The sequence below is a fragment of the Sphingomonas sp. BL-S-29 genome, from assembly GCF_055521495.1.
The window spans coordinates 4,749,707-4,770,093 of sequence record NZ_CM145482.1 but is presented as its reverse complement, the minus strand read 5'-3'; the positions used below and the strand labels follow the sequence as shown (position 1 = coordinate 4,770,093).

Below are 20,387 nucleotides of genomic sequence, written 5' to 3'. Positions count from 1 at the left end.
TCAATTACCCTTTTTGATCGAGCGGACGCCGTCGGGGGACCGGCCGCCGGCGATCATCATCGCGGAATAGTCGTCGAGGCTCATCCCGCTCATCGTGCTGACCGCCTGGAGGAAGCTCTGGCCGTCCGTCGAGAAGACCTTGGCGAGGAAATAGATGTTGCCGCCGAGATCGAGCAGGCGGTTGTAATCGCGATCGAGCACTGCCTGTTTCTGGTCGTCGCTGAGCTTCCATTCGTCGAGATAGGCGCGCTCGTCGGCTTTCCACCGCTCGCGATTCTCCGCCTTCATCAGGCTCATCGCGAACTGGTTGAGGTGATAGCCCTGGCGTGCCCGTTTTGCGGTGAAGACGCGCGTGCCGGGGATGTCGTCGAACTCGGCGAGATAGGCGTGGATGTCGCGGGGTTCGGTCACAGGCCTCTTTCCTTGAGCTTGGCGTCGAGGCGCGGGAAGACGCGCCGCGCATTGCCCTCGAAGATGGCATGTTTCCGCTCGGCGCTCACGGGCAGTGCGTCCACATAGCGTTTGGTGTCGTCGAAATAATGCCCGGTCTGCGGGTCGATGCCCCGCACCGCGCCGACCATCTCGCTGCCGAACAGGATGTTCCTGGTGTCGATCACTTCGGCGAGCAGATCGATGCCGGGCTGGTGATAGACGCACGTGTCGAAATACACATTGTTCATCACATGCGTGTCGAGGGCCGGCTGCTTGAGCATGTCGGCCAGGCCGCGATAGCGCCCCCAATGATAGGGCACGGCACCCCCGCCATGCGGGATGATGAAGCGCAGGGCGGGGAAGTCCCTGAACAGATCACCCTGAATGAGCTGCATGAAGGCGATGGTGTCGGCGGCGATGTAGAAGGCGCCGGTCGCGTGGAGCGCCGGGTTGCACGAGCCCGAGACGTGAATCATCGCTGGCACGTCGAGCTCGACCATCTTTTCGTAGAAGGGATACCAGTAGCGGTCGGTCAGCGCGGGGAAGGCGAAGTGCCCGCCGCCCGGATCGGGATTGAGGTTGCAGCCGATGAAGCCGAGCTCGGTGACGCAGCGCTCGAGCTCCTCGATCGAGCCCTGCAGATCGGCCTTGGGCGATTGCGGCAGCATGCACACGCCGGCGAAGGTCTCGGGATAGAGGCCGACGACGCGGGCGATCAGGTCGTTCGAGACGCGTGCCCAGGCCTTGGACACGGCCTCGTCGCCGACATGGTGCGCCATGGTCGAGGCGCGCGGGCTGAAGATCGTCATGTCCGCGCCGCGCTCCTTGAGGAGCTTGAGCTGGTTCGCCTCGATCGTCTCGCGGATCTCGTCGTCGGAGATGGCGGGGTAGGGCGGTGGCGTCTCGCCGGCCTTGAACGCGGCCTTTTGCGCGTCGCGCCACGCATCGTGCTGTGGCGGCGCAGTGGTGTAATGGCCGTGACAATCGATGATCAGGGTCATGCGGCGTCCGCCTGTCGGTCTGGGATTGTGGAATCTCCGTTCGTTTCGAGCGCAGTCGAGAAACCTGCGCCCGACGCCTGTTTCTCGACTGCGCTCGAAACGAACGGGGAGAGGGTAGCGATTTTGGCTGCGAGACCTTCCGGTGGCGCCAGCCCGAACGCCCCGATCGCGCGCTGGCGTTCCACGGTGCCGCGCGTCATCGCGGAGTCAGTGCCGAGCGCATCGAGCGTCTTCACTACCTCTTCCATCTCTGCCGCGCGGCGCAGGCCATGGACCATCATGCGGTCGAGATTGTAATCGGCCTTGTCGGCCCAATCGATGCCGGGCCAGCTCGCGTTGAGCGAGGCGGCGACCTCCGCCGAAACGCCGGCCTTGTCCGCCGCGAGGAAGCATTCGGCGGTCAGCGCCTCAAGCCCCTTCACCATCACCGAACGGATCATCTTGATCGAGGAGGCCGCGCCGACCGCGCCGGCGACGATCGTGACGTTGGTGAACCCGAACTCGGCCAGCGCCGCCGCGCCGGCCTCGGCATGCGGTCCGCTGAGCAGCAACGGCACGGCGCGCCGGGCGGGATGGACCGGCGACATCACCGCGACATCGACATAGCGGCCGCCGGCGGCCTCGATCAGCGTCGCGGCGTCGCGCTTGGTGTCCGGGGCGACGCTGTTCATGTCGAACCAGAAGGCGCCTGCCTCGATCGACCCGGCACCGGTCCGGGCGGCAGCCAGCGCCTGGTCGGCGGTTACCAGCGAGAAGATCGCGCGGGCGTGCCCGGTCGCTTCGGCGGCATCGGTGCAGGCGATGACGCTGGCTCGGGCGAAATCGTCGAGTTTGGCGGCGCGCAGGCCGGGCTGGTCGGTCTTGCGATCATAGCCGCGCGCCGGGGCGCCGCCGGCAAAGGCCGCGCCCGCTTCCCCAAACCCGATAAAGGCGAATGCCGCATCCATGAGGCCGGGGTAGGTGACGCGCGCAGCCCTGTGCCAATCCAATTGTCGACCGGCTTATTGGTTTTCCCGAATTCTTGTGTCGGCGACCGCGATTTCCAGCAACGCGATGAAGCGGCGCTGGGCGGCGGTGGGGCGCCAGCCGGTGCGGGTGGTGATGCCGATGGTGCGGACACCCTGGTCGAGCGGCCGGCCGATCTGGGCAAGGATGCCGCCCTGCATCTCCATCGCCACCTGATCGGGCGACAACAGGGTCAGCAGGTCGCTGGCGCGCAATATGCCGCGGATCACCATCACTGACCCGCACTCGATCGGCGCCTCGGGAGCCGTGCGACCGGCGAACAGGGTGTCCCAATGGCCCCGCAGCGGCGTTTCGGCCTGGCCGACGATCCAGCCATAATGCGACAGGTCGTCCAGCGTCACCTCGACCCTGGCGGCAAGCGGGTGCTCCGCGCGGCCGATCACCGCCAGCCGGTCAGTGAATAGGGCGCGCTGATCGAGGCCGGGCGGCGTCTCATCACGCAGCGCCCCGATCATCAGGTCGATCACGCCGTCGCGCAGCGGCTCGACCAGCTCGCGCCACGATCCTTCGGCGACATCGACCAGCGCGCGCGGCGATCCCTGGACGAAGGCGGCGATCGCGGCGGGCAGGATCAGCGCGCGCGACAGCGGCATCGCCCCGATCGCGATCCGCCCGCTGTCCTGCGCGCCGGCCACTTCAGCGATGCCGGCCGCCAGCTCGGTCGCGGCCAGCCTTACCCCGCGCGCGAGCCGCCGTCCCATCGTCGTCAGGACCACGCCGCGCCCACGCCGCTCGGCCAGCGCCAGGCCGCAGATCTGCTCCAGATCGCGGACCGCGCGGTGGAGCGCGGGCTGGGACAGGCCGGTCGCCGTCGCGGCGGCGACGAAGCTGCCGGCATCGGCCAGCGCGAGAAAGGCGTGGAGCTGGCTTGCCGTCATAAGCTGTTCGGGCCGGGCGAATCCCCGCCCGCCGCGCCGCAGCGCCGGCCTGGTCGCGACCGTCAGATAGTCGAACGCGGTGGTCGCCCGATCCGCCATCAGCACCCCGGCCTCGGTCGGGGTGACGCCGTCGGGATGGCGATCGAACAGGGCTGTGCCGAGCTGCCGTTCGAGCTTGGCGAGGCCCTGGGTGAGCGCCGGCTGCGACAGGTTCACGGCCTGTGCCGCGGCATTCATGCTGCGATGCGCGGCGATCGCCGAGAGCGACCTGAGATGTCGCAGGTTCATGTCGAAGGGGGTAACCATCAACGCACCTATAGCAAAAACTTATCGGGCGCGTGCAATTGTGATTGGGGCGGCGCGCCCGCGCTGCCTAGGGCGGGCGCTTCACGCAGGAGGTCAGCATGGCGGGTCGAGTCATTCGTTCAATCGAGCGCGCCGAGATGGCGGTGATCGACGGGCTTGGTGCCGCTGGTGTTGCGACGGTGCATGAAGCGCAGGGGCGGATCGGGCTGCTCGCCAGCCGGCTGCGGCCAATCTATCCCGGCGCCCGCATCGCCGGTTCAGCGGTCACCATCTCGGCGCCGCCGGGCGACAACTGGATGATCCATGTCGCGATCGAGCAATTGCGCGAGGGCGATATCCTGGTGCTGGCGCCCACCTCGCCATGCGAGGACGGCTATTTCGGCGACCTGCTCGCGACCTCGGCGATGGCGCGGGGGTGTCGCGGGCTGGTGATCGATGCCGGGGTACGCGATGTGCGCGACCTGACCCAGATGGGCTTTCCGGTGTGGTCGAAGGCAGTGTTCGCGCAAGGCACGATCAAGGCGACGCTCGGCTCGGTCAATGTCCCGATCGTTTGCGCGGGCGCGGCTATCGAGGCGGGCGACGTGATCGTTGCCGATGACGACGGGGTATGCGTGGTCAAGCGGGCCGATGCCGCGGCGGTGCTGCAAAAGGCGCAGGCGCGCGAAGCGGCGGAGGAATCGAAGCGGCAGCGGCTGGCGGCGGGGGAACTGGGGCTCGACATCTATGACATGCGCGGGAAGCTGGCGGAGCTGGGGTTGAGTTATGAGTGACGTTCTTCATTCCTCCCTCGCGCAGCGGGGGAGGGGGACCGCGCGCTTCTTCAGCGCGTGGTGGAGGGGGCCTCGCCGCAGACGCAGCGTTCGGGGCAAGGCCCCCTCCACCATTTGCCGGAAGAGGCAAATGGTCCCCCTCCCCCAGTTCCTGGGGGAGGAATTATGAAGGCTCGCTGCATGTGGATGCGCGGGGGCACGTCGAAAGGCGGGTTCTTCCTCGCCGACGATCTGCCCGCCGACACAGCCGAACGCGACGCGTTCCTCCTCCGCGTGATGGGATCGCCCGATCCGAACCAGATCGACGGCATGGGTGGGGCCGATCCGTTGACCTCCAAGGTCGCCATCGTCTCGAAATCTGCCCGCGCGGGTGTGGATGTCGACTATCTCTTTCTCCAGGTGTTCGTTGATCAGGCGATCGTCACCGATGCGCAGAATTGCGGCAACATGCTCGCCGGAGTCGGGCCTTTCGCGATCGAGCGCGGGCTGTTTTCCGCGACGGGCGACGAGACGCGCGTGGCGATCTTCATGGTCAATACCGGCCAGGTCGCGGTCGCCACGGTGCGGACGCCCGGGGGCGTGCCGATCTATGAAGGCGAGGCTCGGATCGATGGGGTGCCCGGCACCGCCGCGCCGATTCCGCTCGAATTCCGCGATACCGCCGGATCGTCCAGCGGCGCGCTGCTGCCGACCGGCAACGCGGTCGATATGATCGACGGCGTCGCCTGCACGCTGATCGACAACGGCATGCCCTGCGTGGTGTTCAAGGCCGAGGATCTCGGTGCGACCGGCTATGAGGATCGCGACACGCTCGACGCGGCGACCGACCTCAAGGCGCGGATCGAGGCGATCCGGCTGAAGGCCGGGCCGATGATGAACCTGGGCGACGTCACGGAAAAGTCGGTGCCCAAGATGATGCTCGTCGCCCCGCCCGCGCATGGCGGCGCGGTGACGGTGCGCAGTTTCATCCCACACCGCGCGCACGCCACGATCGGCGTGCTTGGCGCGGTCAGCGTCGCGACGGCCTGTCTGGTCGCGGGTTCGCCGGCGGCCGAGGTCGCCTCCATCCCCGAGGGCAACCGCAAGACCCTGTCGGTCGAGCATCCGACCGGCGAGATGAGTTGCGTGCTCGACCTGGACGCCGACGGGCAGGTCGCGACCGCGGCCTTGCTGCGTACGGCGCGTAAATTGATGGACGGAGTGGTGTTCGCATGAGCACGGACGAACAGGGCCGTATCCGCAGCTGGACCGAGCATCCCTCGATGCCGCAGTTCGCGCCGCCGCCCGGCGCGGTCGATGCGCATTGCCATGTCTTCGGTCCGGCGGCCGACTTCCCGTTCAGCCCGCTTGCCAAATATCAGCCCCAGGATGCCGGGCCGGACATGTTGTTCGCGCTGCGCGACCATCTCGGTTTCGCGCGCAACGTGATCGTCCAGGCGAGCTGTCACGGCACCGACAATGCCGCCACGCTGAACGCTATCGCCAGGTCGAACGGCAAGGCGCGGGGTGTGGCGGTGGTCGATCCGGCGATCTCCGACGCCGAGCTGCAGGCGCTGCATGACGGCGGCATGCGCGGCGTGCGCTTCAACTTCCTCAAGCGGCTGGTCGACAACGCGCCCAAGGACAAGTTCCTCGACGTGGCGGCCCGCCTGCCCAAGGGCTGGCATGTCGTGGTCTATTTCGAGGCGGATATCCTGGAGGAAATGAAGCCGTTCCTCGCCGCCATCCCGGTGCCGATCGTGATCGACCATATGGGCCGGCCGGACGTTACCCAGGGACCCGACGGCGCGGACATGCGCGCCTTTCGCGCGCTGCTCGACAGCCGCGACGATATCTGGACCAAGGTGACCTGCCCCGACCGGCTGTCGCTACGGGGCGAACCCTATGACGATTTCGTCGAAGCGGTGCGGCCGCTGGTCGAGGACTATCAGGACCGGGTGCTGTGGGGCACCGACTGGCCGCACCCGAACATGGAGCATCGCATCCCCGATGATGGCGGGCTGGTCGACGTGATTCCCCGCATCGCCCCGACCGCGGCGCTTCAGCACAAGCTGCTCGTGGCCAATCCGATGCGGCTCTACTGGCCCGAAGAGGCATAAGCTCTCGCCCGATCTCGCCGGCCCTCTCAGAAGATGAGGGGATCGGCGGGATATCCGCTTTACCCCGCAGCCGTTTCGCGATCAGGTTGCACTCCTTGCCGGATAGGAGCGTATTTTGATCGCCGCGTGCCTTGACGATTTCCGCGTGCTGGCAAAGGCGCGCCTGCCGCGCTTCCTGTTCGACTATATCGATGGCGGCTCCTATTCCGAGGCGACGATGCGCAGCAACGTCGCCGACATGCAGGCGTTGAAGTTGCGCCAGCAGGTGATGCGCGACGTCTCCGCGATCGACCTGTCCACCAGGATGATGGGCCGCGAGGTCGCGTTGCCGATCGCGCTAGGGCCGGTCGGGCTGGCGGGGCTCAATGCGCGGCGCGGCGAAGTGCAGGCGGCGCGCGCGGCCGAGGCGAAGGGCGTGCCGTTTGTCCTGTCGGCGGTGTCGTGTTGCAGCCTCGAAGAAGTGACGGCCGCGGTGACAGGTCCGGTGACGCTGCAACTCTACATGATCCGCGACCGGGATTTCATGCGCGACCTGCTGGGGCGTGCCGCAGCGCTGGGGGTGGATACGCTGGTGCTCACCGTCGACCTGGCGATGCAGAGCGCGCGCTACCGCGACGTGCGGTCGGGGCTGGCCGGCGTGCAGGGTCTCGACACGCAATTGCGCCGTTTCTCGCAGATCGCGCGCCGGCCGGGCTGGGCTTGGGACGTCGGCGTGCGCGGCGGGCCGCACACGCTCGGCAATTTTGCGCCGGTGATGAAGGAGGGCGCGGGGCTGAGCCAGTTCCTCGCCTGGGTCGGGCGCAATTTCGATGCCTCGATCACCTGGAAGGACCTCGACTGGATCCGCCAGCACTGGAACGGGCGGCTGGTGATCAAGGGCGTGCTCGACCCCGACGATGCACTGGCGGCGTGCGATGCCGGGGCCGATAGTATCATCGTGTCCAACCATGGCGGCCGCCAGCTCGATGGCGCGCCCTCGACGATCGCCGCGCTGCCGGCGGTGGCGAAGGCAGTGGGCGGACGGGCCGAGATATTGATGGACAGCGGCATCCGCTCCGGCGTGGATGTGCTGCGCGCGCTGGCGCTCGGCGCGAAGGGCGTGCTGCTCGGCCGGCCCTGGGCCTTTGCGCTGGCCGCGCGGGGCCAAGCGGGCGTCGCCACGATGCTCGACCTGTTGCGGCACGAGATGGCGGTGGCGATGGCGCTGACCGGCCAGACCAGCATCGCCGATCTTTCGCCCGACATCCTGCTGCCTCTCAACAAGTGAGCGCCCGAACACCGATGGCCATCGCCGGCGGCGGGCTTGCGCTATGCTCCCACGCAAACAAGACGCGTTGAGGGGATGGAGATGGCCGGAGCATCGAACGGGGCGCGCAAGCCGGGATCGCGCTGGCTCAGCTATCCCGTCGCGCTGATCCTGCTGGCCGCCGGCCTGGCGCTGCTGGTGCCGGGGCTCGCGCTGCTGGGCATCGGCGGTTCGGCTTATTATGCGATCGCCGGGCTGGCGGCGATCGGCACGGCCGTGCTCGCGGGGCTGCGCAAACCAGCGGTCGCGCTTCTCTATGCCGTCATCCTGCTCGGTACGACTTTCTGGGGGCTGTGGGAAGTCGGGCTCGATCCCTGGGCGCTGATGCCGCGGCTGGTCTTCTGGATCGTCGGCGGCGTGGCGGTGGCGCTGGTCTGCGCCTCGTCGCGAGCGGAACGCCGGGTGTTATGGATATGCATCGGATCGGCGACGGCCATCTTCCTCCTCGCCTGGGCTCTCCATTCGCCGTTCGAGGCGGGGCCGGCGCAGTGGAGCGGCCAGCCGCGCGCGGTCGCGGCAAATGGCGACTGGGCGCATTACGGCAATTCGCTCGGCGGCACGCGCTTCTCGCCGCTGGCCGAGATCACGCCTGCCAATGTGACCGGGCTCGAACGCGCCTGGACCTTCCGCTCCGGGCTCACCATGCCCGGCGGCAAGCGCAAGGGCGGGTTGCAGGTCACGCCGCTGATGGTCGACGGCATATTCTATGGCTGCACCGCGTTCAGCAGCGTGTTCGCGCTCGATCCGGTCACCGGCAGGCAATTATGGCGTCATGACCCCAGGCTCGCCGAGAATTCGGGCGGGCATCCGGCATGCCGCGGCATCGCCTTTTTCCGCGCGCCGGCGGGCGTGGCGGAATGCCCCACGCGGCTGATCCTCGGCACGATCGACAATCGCCTGATCGCGCTCGATGCGAAGACCGGCAAGCCGTGCACGAGCTTCGGCGAGGGCGGCGCGACCAGCCTGCAGGACGGCATCGGCGATTTCCCGAAACGCTGGTCGCACCCGACCTCGCCGCCGACCATCGTCAACGGCGTCGCGGTGATCGGCGCCTATGTCGCGGACAACCAGGCGACCAAGGTGCCGCCGGGCGTGATCCGCGGCTATGATGCGGTGACGGGCAAGATCCGCTGGGCGTTCGACCCCGGCCGGCCCAACGACACAAGGCCGCTGCCGCCGGGGCAGCACTACATGCCCTCGACCCCCAATAGCTGGACCCTGTTCAGCGGCGACGATGCGCTCGGCCTGGTCTATATCCCGATGGGCAATGGCAGCCCCGATTTCGTCGGCGGCCAGCGCAGCCCGGAGACGGAGCGGGTCACCTCGTCGCTGGTGGCGCTCGACGCGGCGACCGGCGCGGTGCGCTGGACCTTCCAGGCAGTGCGGCACGATCTGTGGGATTATGACCTAGCCGCCCAGCCGGTGCTGGTGGACTTTCCGACCGGCAACGGCACCACACCCGGGTTGATCCTGCCGACCAAGACCGGCCAGCTGTTCGTGCTCGACCGCCGCACCGGCACGCCGCTGATCAAGGTGGAGGAGCGCCAGGTCCCCAGATCGACCCTGCCGGGCGAGCGCGGTTCGCCGACCCAGCCCTTTGCCGTCGGCATGCCCGATGTCGCGGGCAAGCCGCTCGAGGAGCTGGACATGTGGGGCCTCACCCCGTTCGATCAGCTCTGGTGCCGTGTCCAGTTCCGCCGCGCGCATTATGAGGGGATGTTCACCCCGCCCCGGCTTGGGCCAACCTTGCGCTATCCCGGCGAGCTGGGCGGGATCGACTGGGGCAGCGTCTCGGTGGACGAAAGCCGCGGGCTGCTGATCGTCAATTCCAACCACATGGCCGACCGCGACGAACTGATCACGCGCGTCCAGGCGAAGGCCGAGGGGCTGGTGGTGAAGAGCGACCCAAGGACCCATTCGGCGCCGGGCGCACCGATGGAGGGCACGCCCTATGCGATTCACTGGGGGCCGTTCGTATCCGGCCTTCAGGTGCCGTGCCAGCGCCCGCCTTATGGCTATCTGACCGCGATCGACCTGAAGACGCGCAAGGTGCTGTGGATGCGCACGCTCGGCGATTCCCGCAATAGCGGGCCTTGGGGCTTCGGCCTCGGCCTGCCGCTGCCGCTCGGCGCGCCGAACATCGGCGGATCGATCGCGACGGCGAGCGGGCTGATCTTCATCGCCGCGACCCAGGACGAGATGTTTCGCGCGGTCGATACGGGTACGGGCAAGATATTATGGCAGGACAAGCTGCCGGTATCGGGCCACGCCACCCCGATGAGCTATCGCGGGCGCGACGGGCATCAATATGTGGTGATCGCAGCGGGCGGCGGATCGCTGCGCGACCGGCCGGGGGATTATTTCATTGCCTATCGGTTGAAGCGGTAAGGGGCGTGAACGGCCCTTTCGAATAAGCAATTGTCGAAGCGCTGTACGACTCCTTGTGCTCCCGCAAAGGCGGGAGCCCAGTCTGGGTCACTCCTTCGCGGGGACAGAAGAGTGGTTCGAAAGGGAGAAGGGGCGAGCGATTGGAAGCTAAGGCGACGCCTTCGCGCTCGCCCTCCGACAATCCTGCTTTCGACGTTAAGAAAGAGCGAACCGGTCCACGCCCGGCAAGGGATGATCTGCCAGATCCAATCTCACGGTTGAATCGACGCCCGCCAGTGCCCGGAGATATGGGACACCAGCATGTCCCATATCTCTGGCCGTTACGGCGACAGTGTGAAATAAGTCATTATATATCAGCTATTTAATTTTCTGCATACGAACCCCGCGGTGCCTGACGTGGGACATTTGGGGAGACCCAATTGGTCGATAAGCAATGTCGTCGCCGGCTCCTGAGCCCAAAAAAAGCGGCGACGGGGGATGCCGTCGCCGCCAAGGGCCAGGTCGGATACCCGGCTCGGGGGGTCAGAATTTCGCGCGGAGCCCGATCGTGATCACCCGGCCGATCGGGTTGCCCGAATATTGGTCATAGCCATTGGCGCCATTGTAGAAGGCCGGTTCGCGATCGAAGAGATTGGTTGCGTCGACGAAGATCTGGCTGCCGCCGAGCGATCCCGAGCCGGGCAGAGTATAGGTAAGGTTGAGGTCGAAGGTCGTGTTCGAGCGCACCTTGTCGCCGCCGCTGGAGGGCAGGCCGTCCACCGTAACGATCGGCGCGACGGTCGAGCCCGACCAGTTGCGATAGCTGCCGACATGATTGGCGAAGATCGTGGTCGAGACCGGCCCGATATCCCAGCCGAGATTGGCGCGCGCCTGAGTCTGGATCGACGGAAAGGTGTTGTTGAAGCCGGTGGTGTTGAGCACGCTGAAGGTCTTGCCGCCGCGCAACTTCTGGTCGAACCGGGTGAAATAGGAAATCGATCCGCCGAGGCGGAAAGCGCCGGCCGATCCCGTTTCCAGCCTGTAGTCGATATTCGCGTCGATGCCCTGGATGTCGAGGTTGAGCACATTCCCCTGGCGCACCGACAAGATGTAATAGGTCGGCGTGTTGACCGGCGCGGACAGCGGGAAATCGCCGACGACGCCCGTGATATCCGCCTGAGTCGCGCCGTTCGGGAAGAATTGCAGCCGGTCGGCCAGCGCGTCGCTGCTGATCGCGTTCGAGGCGCTGGTGCCGGTGATCTGGTTGATCAGCTTGGTGTTGAACAGGGTGAAGCCCGCCCGGAAGCCCGGCAGCCAGGGCGGCGTGAGGTCGAAGCCGATCGACCAGCTGATGCCGCGGCCTGGTTCCGGATTGGGCGGGCCGCCGTTTACGGTGATGCCGTTGACCGTGCTCGGCACGGTGCAGAAGCCGCCGGAGCAGGTGACGCCGGGCACCAGCGCGACCTGCGGGAAACGCGACACCGGGATGTTGATCAGCGACTGGTTCGACCCGCCATAACCCGAAAAGCTGGTCAGGCCGTTGCGGGTCACGTCGCCGACGCTGGTCAGCTGCGGGGCGACGAAGGAGCGGGAGTAATTGCCGCGAAAGCGGATGCCCTGGGTCGGTTCCCAGCCCAGCGCGACGCGCGGATTGGTCGTGGTGCCGATCTCGCTGTAATCGTCGACCCGGCCCGACAGGCTGATGTCGAAGCGGCGGACAAAGGGCATCTCGTTGCCCGCACCGACCAGCGGGATGTTGAGTTCGGCATAGGCCGATTTCACGTTGCGCTCGAGGAACAGGTAAAAGGCTTCCGAGCCACGTGACGAGGGGCCGGTATTGTTCGGCCGGTTGCGGTTCATCTCCAGCCCGTAGCGGGCGAACTCGCCGCCGATCGCCATGCGCACGTCGCCGCCGCCGATCGAGAAGAGCGTGCCGTCGATGCCGAGCCGCGCCTGGGCGAGCGAATAATACCACATCGAGCGGGTCTCGTTGTCGATCAGCCGCGCCCGCACTGCCGCCGAAGTGCGGTTGGCCGAACCGACATTCCAGACGTCGAGAGCGTTGTCCGCGGTCAGCGGCAGCTCGGTGACGATGATGTTGGTGCCGGGGATCGATGGCGTGGTCAGGCCGCCGCTGCTGTTGGTGGTGCCGTTGAGCGCGAGATTGGCGCAGCTCGCGCAGATCTGCCCCTTGTTGCCGACAAAGCTGTCCTCGCGGCCGTACAGGCCGAGTGCGGTGATCCGGAAATTGCCGTCGAGCTTATATTCCAGGTTGAGCGCGCCGTAATAATCGGTCGCGTTATTGTCGTTATAGGCGCCCGGGCCGAGCAGATCGTCGGCGTTGAAGCGGATGGTCTGCTTGTCGCCCGCGGTCGTGCCCGGCAGCGCGCCGGGAGGGTTCACGTAAAAGGGATTGGCCTGGGCGCCGGTGCGCGACACGGTCGAGGTGATCGTCCCGCGCGAGGTCTGCTGGCGGTTGGTGACACGCGAATAGACCATGTCCAGCCCGACCGTCAGCTTGTCGCCGATCTCCTGGTTGAACTTGACCATCGCATTATGGCGTTCCTCGCGCGGGAAGATGTCGCCGAGCGCGGTGAGCTGGCAGGGCGAGTTCGCGGCGGTGTTGGCGATCGGCGCGGCCGAGGTCGGCGAGACATAGATGCCCGACACGCCCGAGGGCTGGATCGATGCCGGCGAGCAGAAGAAGGAGCCTAAATTGGTGCCGCCCTGCGGACGATGGTCGCGGTTGAGGAAATCGCGATCGGCGAACTGGAGCGCGCTGCGGTTGGAATAATTATAGGCGAGCATCGCCCAGCCGCCGTCCCAGCGCGTGCCCCACAGCGCCCCGGCATTATAGGTGCGATAGCCGTCGCCGAAACCGGCCTGGCCGGTGACTTCGAAGCCCTTGTAGTTGCGTCGCGTGATGAAGTTGACCACGCCGGCGACCGCGTCCGAGCCGTAGACCGAGGAGGCACCCTCGGCGAGCACCTCGACTCGTTCCAGCGCGATCGGCGGGACGATATTGGGATCGGTCAGCGTCTGTTGCTGGCTGCCCGGCGAGATGCGGTGCCCGTCGATCAGTACCAGGGTGGAGTTGGATGAGCTCGACCCGAGGCTGTGGATGGTCGGGGCGTAGAAGGAATTGCCCGGATTGCCGCCCTGCGGCGTCGCGCCGGAGCCAGTGATCGAGGGAATGGTGCGCAGGATCTGCTGCACGGTCTGGGCGGAGGTCGATTCGATATCCTTGCGGCCGACCGCGACGACGTTCGACCCGACCGGCGCGGCACCGCGGATGCTGGTGCCGGTGACGACGATGTCTTCCTGCTCGGCCGCATCGGCAGTCTCGAAGGGAAGCGGCGCCGGCGGCGCGGTCTGTTGGGCAAGAGCCGGCATTGAAATAATCGAAAGACCGGTGGCAAGCGCCAATAGATAGGCCCGCCATGTCGCCGTGATTCGCGAAGTCACCATGATCCGCTCCCCTTTTTGTTATGAGGGGGAGAGGATAGTATTGAGCTTTACGCGTCAAAGTCAGTGGCGCCCGGCTTCTCAAGCAATGAGAAGGGCGCTCAATTGCCTCTCAACTGTTGAGCGTCAGCGCCCGGCGGGCTTCTCGCCACCGCTTTGGGCGGGATAGGTCTTGCTCAGATAGTCGACGAACTTGGGGTAATCCTCGTCCGACACCGTCGCGCCGTAACCGATCATCTGATCGACCGTGAGGGCCCATTGATCGGGCGTCTTCCGCTGCGCGCTCACCTGGGTGAAGACATGGCAGCTCGCACAGGTCTTCTCGACCACGGGCTTGATCGCCGGTTCTGCCGCCGGTGCGGGATCGGCCTGGGCCAGCGCCCCGGTGCCGAGCACGGCGAACGCCAGCAGGCCGGCTGAAGCCGTGAATGTCTTGCGACCGATACCCTGCATCCAACTCTTCCTATTCACTGGTTCTTCGCCTCTTCTGGCCTCGGGCGGGTGCACCGGGCCTGAACGGCTTTTCGTGATGCGGCAGCTATCCCAGCCCCGCTGGCGCTCCAATGAACGGGCATGGTTCGCTCTCAATACATGAGAGGATATGCCATGGTTGCGTTGACACTTTGGGCGCTCGACCGGACGCTTGGGGGCATGACGACGGCGTGAAGCAGCGCCCCGGGGGGATGATGTCGGCGAGGCGAAGCCGTGCTGACGACAGGTTCATTCACCCGTGAAGAACGAAAAAACGGCCTGGGGCCGAGGAGAGACGGATCGCATGACGCAGGGGTTCACCCGCCGCCAGCTTTGCCAGACCGGGATCGCGCTCGTCCTGGCGGCGCGGGCGCCGGCCGTGCTGGCGCAGGGTCTCGGCGCGCCGCTGGTACCCGGCAACCCCGATCTGTCCGCCGGTACCGACAAGGGCGAATGGCGCACCTATGGCGGTGGCCTGTCGAGCACGCGCTATGCGCCGCTCGACCAGATCAGTGCGGCCAATTTCTCGAAGCTCGAAGTCGCCTGGCGCTTCCGCCCGGACAATCTCGGCCCATCGCCCGACCCCAATCTCCAGGCGACGCCGCTGATGGTGGACGGGGTGCTGTACCTCACCGCCGGATCGCGCCGCGCCGCGGTCGCGCTCAATGCGCGGACGGGCGAGATGCTGTGGAAGTACAATATCGACGAGGGCGCGCGCGGCGAGAAGGCCGTGCGCCCGGGCAGCGGCCGTGGCCTCAGCTACTGGACCGACGGCAGGGAGAAGCGGATCCTGTACGTGACGCCGGGATACCGGCTGATCGCGCTCGATGCCGCGACCGGCGATCCGATCCCGGGCTTTGGCGATCAGGGCGTGGTCGACCTGAAGACGGGGCTCGACCAGGACGATGTCGACCTGGTCGGCGCCGATATCGGGCTTCATGCGACGCCTTTGGTGGTGGGCGACATCATCGTCGTCGGCGCGGCGCATCTGCCGTCCTCGACGCCGATGAAGAAGCACATCAAGGGCGCGATCCGCGGCTATGACATTCGCACCGGCAAGCGGCTGTGGATCTTCCACACCATCCCGCAAAAGGGCGAGTTCGGCAACGACACCTGGCTGAACGGGTCCGAAGTGTTCACCGGCAATGCCGGCAGCTGGGCGCAGATGAGCGCCGATCCCGAACTCGGCCTGGTCTATGTCGGCGTCGAGCTGCCGACCGGCGACTGGTATGGCGGGTCGCGGCCCGGCGCGGGCCTGTTCGGCGAAAGCCTGGTCGCGCTCGACGTCAAGACGGGCGTGCGGCGCTGGCACTTCCAGTTCGTCCATCACGGCATGTGGGATTATGACGTGCCCTGCGCGTCGATCCTGGCCGACATCAATGTCAACGGCCGCAAGATCAAGGCGATCGCCCAGCCGAGCAAACAGGCCTGGGTCTATGTGCTCGACCGGGTGACGGGCAAGCCGGTCTGGCCGATCCCCGAACGCAAGGTGCCCAAGGGCGACGTGCCGACCGAATGGTATGCGCCGACTCAGCCCCATGTCACCAAGCCGCCGGCGTTCGATCGCCAGACGGTGACGGTGGACGAGCTGATCGACTTCACGCCCGAGCTGCGCGCCGAGGCGACCAAGCTGATCCAGGATTACCGCTATGGCGAGGGCGGGCCGTTCCTGCCGCCGACCTTCAGCCAGTGGCCGCGGCCGCGCGCGTCGCTCGTCACGCCGTATGGCGACGGGGCGGGGCAATGGCCGGGCGGGGCGCTCGATCCCGAAACCAACATGCTCTACGTCTTTTCGAACCTGTCCTATGGCGGCCTGGCCAACAAGCCGGCCGACCCCAGGGTGACCGATCAGGCGATGGTACCGGGCATGGTCTCCGCCCCCGACGAGGCAGGGCGGCGGCCGACCCGGCTCACCATAAGGGGCCTGCCGCTGCTCAAGCCGCCTTATGGCCGGATCACCGCGATCGACCTCAACAAGGGGGAGATCGCCTGGCAGGTGCCGCATGGCGAGACGCCTGACGAGGTGCGCAACCACCCCGATCTCAAGGGCCTGACGATCCCGACCACGGGCAGCATCGGCAAGGTCGGCACGCTGGTGACCAAGACGCTGGTGATCGCCGGCGACGGCACCGCGACGACGCTGAACGGCGTCAAGGGCGCCTGGCTCAAGGCCTATGACAAGAAGACCGGTGCCGAGGTCGGCCGCGTTCGCATGGCGAAGCGGGCGACCGGATCGCCGATGACCTATTCGATGGGCAGCAAGCAATATCTCGTGATCGCGACGACCAACCCGGGCGAGCCGGGCGAACTCGTGGCGTATCGCCTGCCCGGATAACCGAAATCGCGCCGGCTCTGTCGGCGGCACCAGGAACTGAGGACGATGGCTTCAACCAGACCGAAAATGAAAGTGGCCATCATCGGATCGGGCAATATCGGCACCGATCTGATGATCAAGATCATGCGAACATCGGACATATTGGAAATGGGTGCGTTTGTCGGGATCGATCCGGAATCGGACGGTCTCAAGCGCGCCGAGCGCATGGGCGTAGCGATCACGCATGAAGGCATGGACGGCCTGACCCAATTGCCGGTCTGGCCCGAGATCGGGATCGTGTTCGACGCCACCTCGGCGGGCGCGCACCAGCGCCATAACGAGATCACCGGCGCCGCGGGCAAGGTGATGGTCGACCTGACCCCGGCGGCGATCGGCCCCTATGTCATCCCGGTCGTCAACGGCGAGGATCATCTCGACGCGCCCAACGTCAACATGGTGACGTGCGGCGGGCAGGCGACGATCCCGATGGTCGCGGCGGTCTCTTCGGTCGCGACGGTCCATTATGCCGAGATCGTCGCGTCGATCGCCTCCAAGTCCGCCGGCCCCGGCACGCGCGCCAATATCGACGAATTCACCGAGACGACGTCGAGCGGCATCGAGCAGGTCGGCGGCGCGGCGCGCGGCAAGGCGATCATCATCCTCAATCCCGCCGAACCGCCGATGATCATGCGCGACACGATCTTCACCCTGTCGAGTGGCGGGACCGAGGCGGAGATCACCGAGGCGGTCGAAGCGATGGTCGCGAAGGTCCAGTCCTATGTGCCGGGCTACCGGCTGAAGCAGAAGGTCCAGTTCGAACGGTTCGGGTCGAACAACCCGGTGGTCATCCCCGGCTATGGCAGTTTCGAGGGGCTGAAGACCTCGATCTTCATCGAGGTGGAGGGCGCGGCGCATTATCTGCCTGCCTATGCCGGCAATCTGGACATCATGACCTCGGCCGCGCTGCGCACCGCCGAGAAGATCGCCGAGCGGCGCCTGACGGGAGTGGCGGCATGACCCCGGGCGGCAAAAAGCTCTATATCCAGGACGTCACCCTGCGCGACGGCATGCATGCCATCCGCCATCGCTACAGCATCGACCATGTCCGCGCGATCGCGGCGGCGCTCGAGGATGCGAAGGTCGATGCGATCGAGGTCGCGCATGGCGACGGCCTCAACGGCTCGAGCTTCAACTATGGCCTGGGCGCACATACCGACTGGGAATGGATCGAGGCGGCGGCCGATGTCGTCAGGCATGCGCGGCTGACCACGCTGCTGATCCCCGGCATCGGCACGATCGAGGAGCTGCGCCACGCACACAAGCTCGGCGTGACCTCGGTGCGGATCGCCACGCATTGCACCGAGGCGGACATCTCCCGCCAGCATATCATGGCGGCGCGCGACATGGGCATGGACGTGTCCGGCTTCCTGATGATGAGCCATATGAGCGAGCCCGATGCGCTCGCCGCGCAAGCCAAGCTGATGGAGGATTATGGCGCGCACTGCGTGTACGTCACCGACAGCGGCGGCGCGCTCGACATGGACGGCTATCGCGAGCGGCTGCTGGCCTATGACCGCGTGCTCAAGCCCGAGACCGAGCGCGGGGTGCATGCGCATCACAATCTCTCGCTCGGCGTCGCCAATTCGATCGTCGCGGTGCAGACCGGCGCGCTGCGCGTCGATGCTAGCCTGGCCGGCATGGGGGCAGGGGCGGGCAATGCACCGCTCGAGGTGTTCATCGCCGCGGCCGAGCGCAAGGGCTGGCAGCACGGCACCGACCTGTTCAAGCTGATGGACGCGGCCGAAACGCTGGTCCGACCGCTGCAGGACCGCCCGGTCCAGGTCGACCGCGAGACGCTGATGCTCGGCTTTGCCGGGGTCTATTCCTCCTTCCTGCGCCATGCCGAGCGGGCTTCGCGCGATTACGGCATCGACACGCGCGACATCCTGATGGAGCTGGGCCGCCGCAAGATGGTCGGCGGGCAGGAGGACATGATCGTCGACGTCGCGCTCGATCTGCAGAAACGCGCCGGGCTGGCGCCCGATTCAACGATAAAGACAGGAGAGGTCTGATGAATCACATGATGTTGGGGCGCCGGCAGATGCTGGGCGGCGCCGCGTTGATGGCGGCGATGGCCGCGCTGCCGCGCGACCTGATGGCGATGCCCGCGCCTGACCTGTCGAAGGTCAAGACGCGCACCACCGGCCCGGTCGAGGCGATGATCTACAAGGCGCCGCATTACGGCCCGAACGGCCTGTGGATGAGCCCCGAAGGCATGTGGATCATCCATCAGATCGACGAGAATTACGCGACCCTGATCGATGTCGACACCGGCAAGGTGCTGCGCGAGATTCAGTGCGAGGGCGTGTTCCGCTCCAGCGGCATCTGCATCGACGATGAAGGCGTGATGTGGATCGGATCGACCTATAACCGCCTGATCGTCGCCTGCGATGCGAAGACGGGCAAGGCGATCGCCAAGTACAGCACGCCCGGCGCGGGTCAGATCTATTCGCAAAAGGGCGATGTGAAAGGCGCGCGCACCCCGCTCAAGCCCGCCTGGCCGCCGCCCCCGCCGGCGGGCCCGTCGGGCCGTCGCGGCGCCGGCAAGCAGGATATCACCGCGGCCGAAGGCCCGGTCGGCACCGGCGCGCATTGCCCATTGCCCAAGGGCAATCTGCTCTATGTCGACGTACCGCCCGCCCGCGCGATCTTCGCCATCGACAAGACGACATGGGAAGTGCAGCTGAGTTTCCCGACGGCCGGCGACCGGCCGCACGACATGGCGTGGGCGAATGCGGAAAAGACGAAGCTGTGGTGCTCCGATTCCAACCTCAACGCCTTTTTCCTGCACGATGCGGCGACGGGCCGGATCCTGGAGCGCGTCAACCTTCCCGCGGGCTCTCCGATCATTCACGGCGCGAAGCTCCATAATGGGTATATGTACATGTGCGACGATGTCGGGTGGATGAATCGCGTGCGGTTCTGAGTGCCTGCCGAAGGGGCCCGCCAGAGGCCCCTCGGCGCCCCAAGGAGAGAGATTATGGCAACGCCAAAGAACAAGTCGGTGCAAAAAGCCTTCAAGATGCTCAGGGCCTTTCACGAGCCTGACGAATGGCTCACCAGCGCGGAGCTCAGCCGCCGCGCGGGCTTTCCCGAGGCGTCGGGCTATCGCCTGATCCAGACCCTGCTGGAGATCGGCGCGGTGATCCAGGACGGGCGCGGGCGCTACGGCCCGGGCATGCTGCTGATCTCGCTGTCGCGCTATGTCGCGCATGACCGGCTGCTGCAAAGCGCCGCGAGCGCGATCCTGGAGGACCTCGCCGCCGAGCTCGACCTGATCGTCCATATGGGCGTGCTGGAGGACGGCATGGTGACCTATGTCGCCAAGGCCGGGCGCAACGAGCGCTTCAACGTGCACACCAAGGTCGGCACCCAACTCGAGGCCTATTGCTCGGGCCTGGGCAAGGTGCTGCTCGCCTCGCTGCCGCTGCGCGAGCTCGAAGCGTTCATCGTCGAGGGCGATCTGGTCGCGCTGACCCCGAACACCATCACCGAGCCCAATGCCTTCCGCGCCGAGATCGAGCGCGTGCGGCGGCGGGGCTGGGCGATCGACAATTGCGAGATCGACAGCGACCTGCGCTGCGTCGCGGTGCCGGTGCGCGATTCCACCGGCCGCACGATCGCCGCGATCTCCTCGTCCGACTGCGCCGGCCTGATGAGCGAGGAGCGCGTCGCCGAGATTCGCGAGGCGCTGACCTTCGCCGCCGAGGCGATCGGCACCCAGGTGTTCCGCACCAGCGGCCCATCGCCCTTTCGCCTTCCCGCGGCCGGGCCGGCGGCAGTGACGCCGCCGCGCGCGCGCAAATATTACGAGGTCGTGGGCAGCAGCCGCGCGCACTGATCCGACACTGATCTGCCACCGCCCTGCCCCTCCAACCGGGGCCAGGGC

General features: G+C 66.7%; 16 protein-coding genes. 10 read left to right on the top strand and 6 right to left on the bottom strand.

Going from position 1 to position 20,387, the window contains the following annotated elements; translation table 11 throughout:
- The 4 genes from ligA to ACZ1I2_RS22670 are packed head-to-tail and all read right to left on the bottom strand — an operon-like array spanning window position 1 to window position 3,643.
- Window positions 1-411, bottom strand: coding sequence for a protocatechuate 4,5-dioxygenase subunit alpha (gene ligA / locus ACZ1I2_RS22685; RefSeq protein WP_465171924.1), 411 nt, complete (start codon window positions 409-411; stop codon window positions 1-3).
- The gene (locus ACZ1I2_RS22680) at window positions 408-1,433 is read right to left on the bottom strand and encodes an amidohydrolase family protein (protein WP_465171925.1); all 1,026 of its coding nucleotides are present in this window, start codon (window positions 1,431-1,433) and stop codon (window positions 408-410) included. Before ACZ1I2_RS22680 ends, ligA begins: the two co-directional genes overlap by 4 nt.
- The gene (locus ACZ1I2_RS22675; protein ID WP_465175752.1) at window positions 1,430-2,380 is read right to left on the bottom strand and encodes an NAD(P)-dependent oxidoreductase; all 951 of its coding nucleotides are present in this window, start codon (window positions 2,378-2,380) and stop codon (window positions 1,430-1,432) included. The genes ACZ1I2_RS22680 and ACZ1I2_RS22675 overlap by 4 nt, the downstream gene beginning before the upstream one ends.
- Window positions 2,381-2,434: 54 nt before the next feature.
- On the bottom strand, window positions 2,435-3,643 hold the full coding sequence (locus tag ACZ1I2_RS22670) for a LysR family transcriptional regulator (RefSeq protein ID WP_465175753.1): 1,209 nt from the start codon (window positions 3,641-3,643) through the stop codon (window positions 2,435-2,437).
- 98 nt (window positions 3,644-3,741) lie between these two features.
- Here ACZ1I2_RS22670 and ACZ1I2_RS22665 point away from each other — a divergent pair, with 98 nt between their 5' ends.
- The 5 genes from ACZ1I2_RS22665 to ACZ1I2_RS22645 all read left to right on the top strand — a co-directional run bounded on the left by ACZ1I2_RS22665 (window position 3,742) and on the right by ACZ1I2_RS22645 (window position 10,209).
- Complete coding sequence (locus ACZ1I2_RS22665; protein WP_465175754.1) at window positions 3,742-4,416, top strand: 4-carboxy-4-hydroxy-2-oxoadipate aldolase/oxaloacetate decarboxylase; 675 nt, start codon at window positions 3,742-3,744, stop codon at window positions 4,414-4,416.
- A gap of 165 nt (window positions 4,417-4,581) precedes the next feature.
- Entirely contained in the window at window positions 4,582-5,631 is a 1,050-nt protein-coding gene (locus ACZ1I2_RS22660) for a 4-oxalomesaconate tautomerase (RefSeq protein ID WP_465175755.1), read from the top strand.
- On the top strand, window positions 5,628-6,515 hold the full coding sequence (locus ACZ1I2_RS22655) for an amidohydrolase family protein (RefSeq protein WP_465175756.1): 888 nt from the start codon (window positions 5,628-5,630) through the stop codon (window positions 6,513-6,515). Before ACZ1I2_RS22660 ends, ACZ1I2_RS22655 begins: the two co-directional genes overlap by 4 nt.
- Window positions 6,516-6,630: 115 nt before the next feature.
- Window positions 6,631-7,782, top strand: a complete 1,152-nt coding sequence (locus ACZ1I2_RS22650) for an L-lactate dehydrogenase (RefSeq protein ID WP_465181537.1) — start codon at window positions 6,631-6,633, stop codon at window positions 7,780-7,782.
- Window positions 7,783-7,863: 81 nt separating this feature from the next.
- Window positions 7,864-10,209 carry a membrane-bound PQQ-dependent dehydrogenase, glucose/quinate/shikimate family gene (locus ACZ1I2_RS22645; protein ID WP_465175757.1) on the top strand — a complete coding sequence of 782 codons (2,346 nt, stop codon included), beginning with the start codon at window positions 7,864-7,866 and terminating at the stop codon, window positions 10,207-10,209.
- Between the two features lie 522 nt (window positions 10,210-10,731).
- Here the strand turns inward: ACZ1I2_RS22645 and ACZ1I2_RS22640 are convergent.
- Both ACZ1I2_RS22640 and ACZ1I2_RS22635 read right to left on the bottom strand, forming a co-directional pair.
- Window positions 10,732-13,656 carry a TonB-dependent receptor domain-containing protein gene (locus ACZ1I2_RS22640; RefSeq protein ID WP_465175758.1) on the bottom strand — a complete coding sequence of 975 codons (2,925 nt, stop codon included), beginning with the start codon at window positions 13,654-13,656 and terminating at the stop codon, window positions 10,732-10,734.
- A gap of 123 nt (window positions 13,657-13,779) precedes the next feature.
- Window positions 13,780-14,106 (bottom strand): hypothetical protein, encoded by a 327-nt coding sequence (locus tag ACZ1I2_RS22635; RefSeq protein ID WP_465171934.1) that lies wholly within the window; start codon window positions 14,104-14,106, stop codon window positions 13,780-13,782.
- Between the two features lie 322 nt (window positions 14,107-14,428).
- Between ACZ1I2_RS22635 and ACZ1I2_RS22630 the strand changes: the two genes are divergently transcribed.
- The 5 genes from ACZ1I2_RS22630 to ACZ1I2_RS22610 all read left to right on the top strand — a co-directional run bounded on the left by ACZ1I2_RS22630 (window position 14,429) and on the right by ACZ1I2_RS22610 (window position 20,339).
- On the top strand, window positions 14,429-16,459 hold the full coding sequence (locus tag ACZ1I2_RS22630) for an outer membrane protein assembly factor BamB family protein (protein WP_465175759.1): 2,031 nt from the start codon (window positions 14,429-14,431) through the stop codon (window positions 16,457-16,459).
- Between the two features lie 66 nt (window positions 16,460-16,525).
- Window positions 16,526-17,455, top strand: a complete 930-nt coding sequence (locus tag ACZ1I2_RS22625) for an acetaldehyde dehydrogenase (acetylating) (protein ID WP_465171936.1) — start codon at window positions 16,526-16,528, stop codon at window positions 17,453-17,455.
- The gene (gene dmpG / locus ACZ1I2_RS22620) at window positions 17,452-18,510 is read left to right on the top strand and encodes a 4-hydroxy-2-oxovalerate aldolase (protein ID WP_465175760.1); all 1,059 of its coding nucleotides are present in this window, start codon (window positions 17,452-17,454) and stop codon (window positions 18,508-18,510) included. Before ACZ1I2_RS22625 ends, dmpG begins: the two co-directional genes overlap by 4 nt.
- Window positions 18,510-19,424 (top strand): NHL repeat-containing protein, encoded by a 915-nt coding sequence (locus ACZ1I2_RS22615; RefSeq protein ID WP_465175761.1) that lies wholly within the window; start codon window positions 18,510-18,512, stop codon window positions 19,422-19,424. Before dmpG ends, ACZ1I2_RS22615 begins: the two co-directional genes overlap by 1 nt.
- Window positions 19,425-19,478: 54 nt before the next feature.
- A complete protein-coding gene (locus ACZ1I2_RS22610; RefSeq protein ID WP_465171939.1) occupies window positions 19,479-20,339 on the top strand; it encodes an IclR family transcriptional regulator in 861 nt (286 codons plus the stop codon).
- Window positions 20,340-20,387 lie beyond the last annotated feature (48 nt).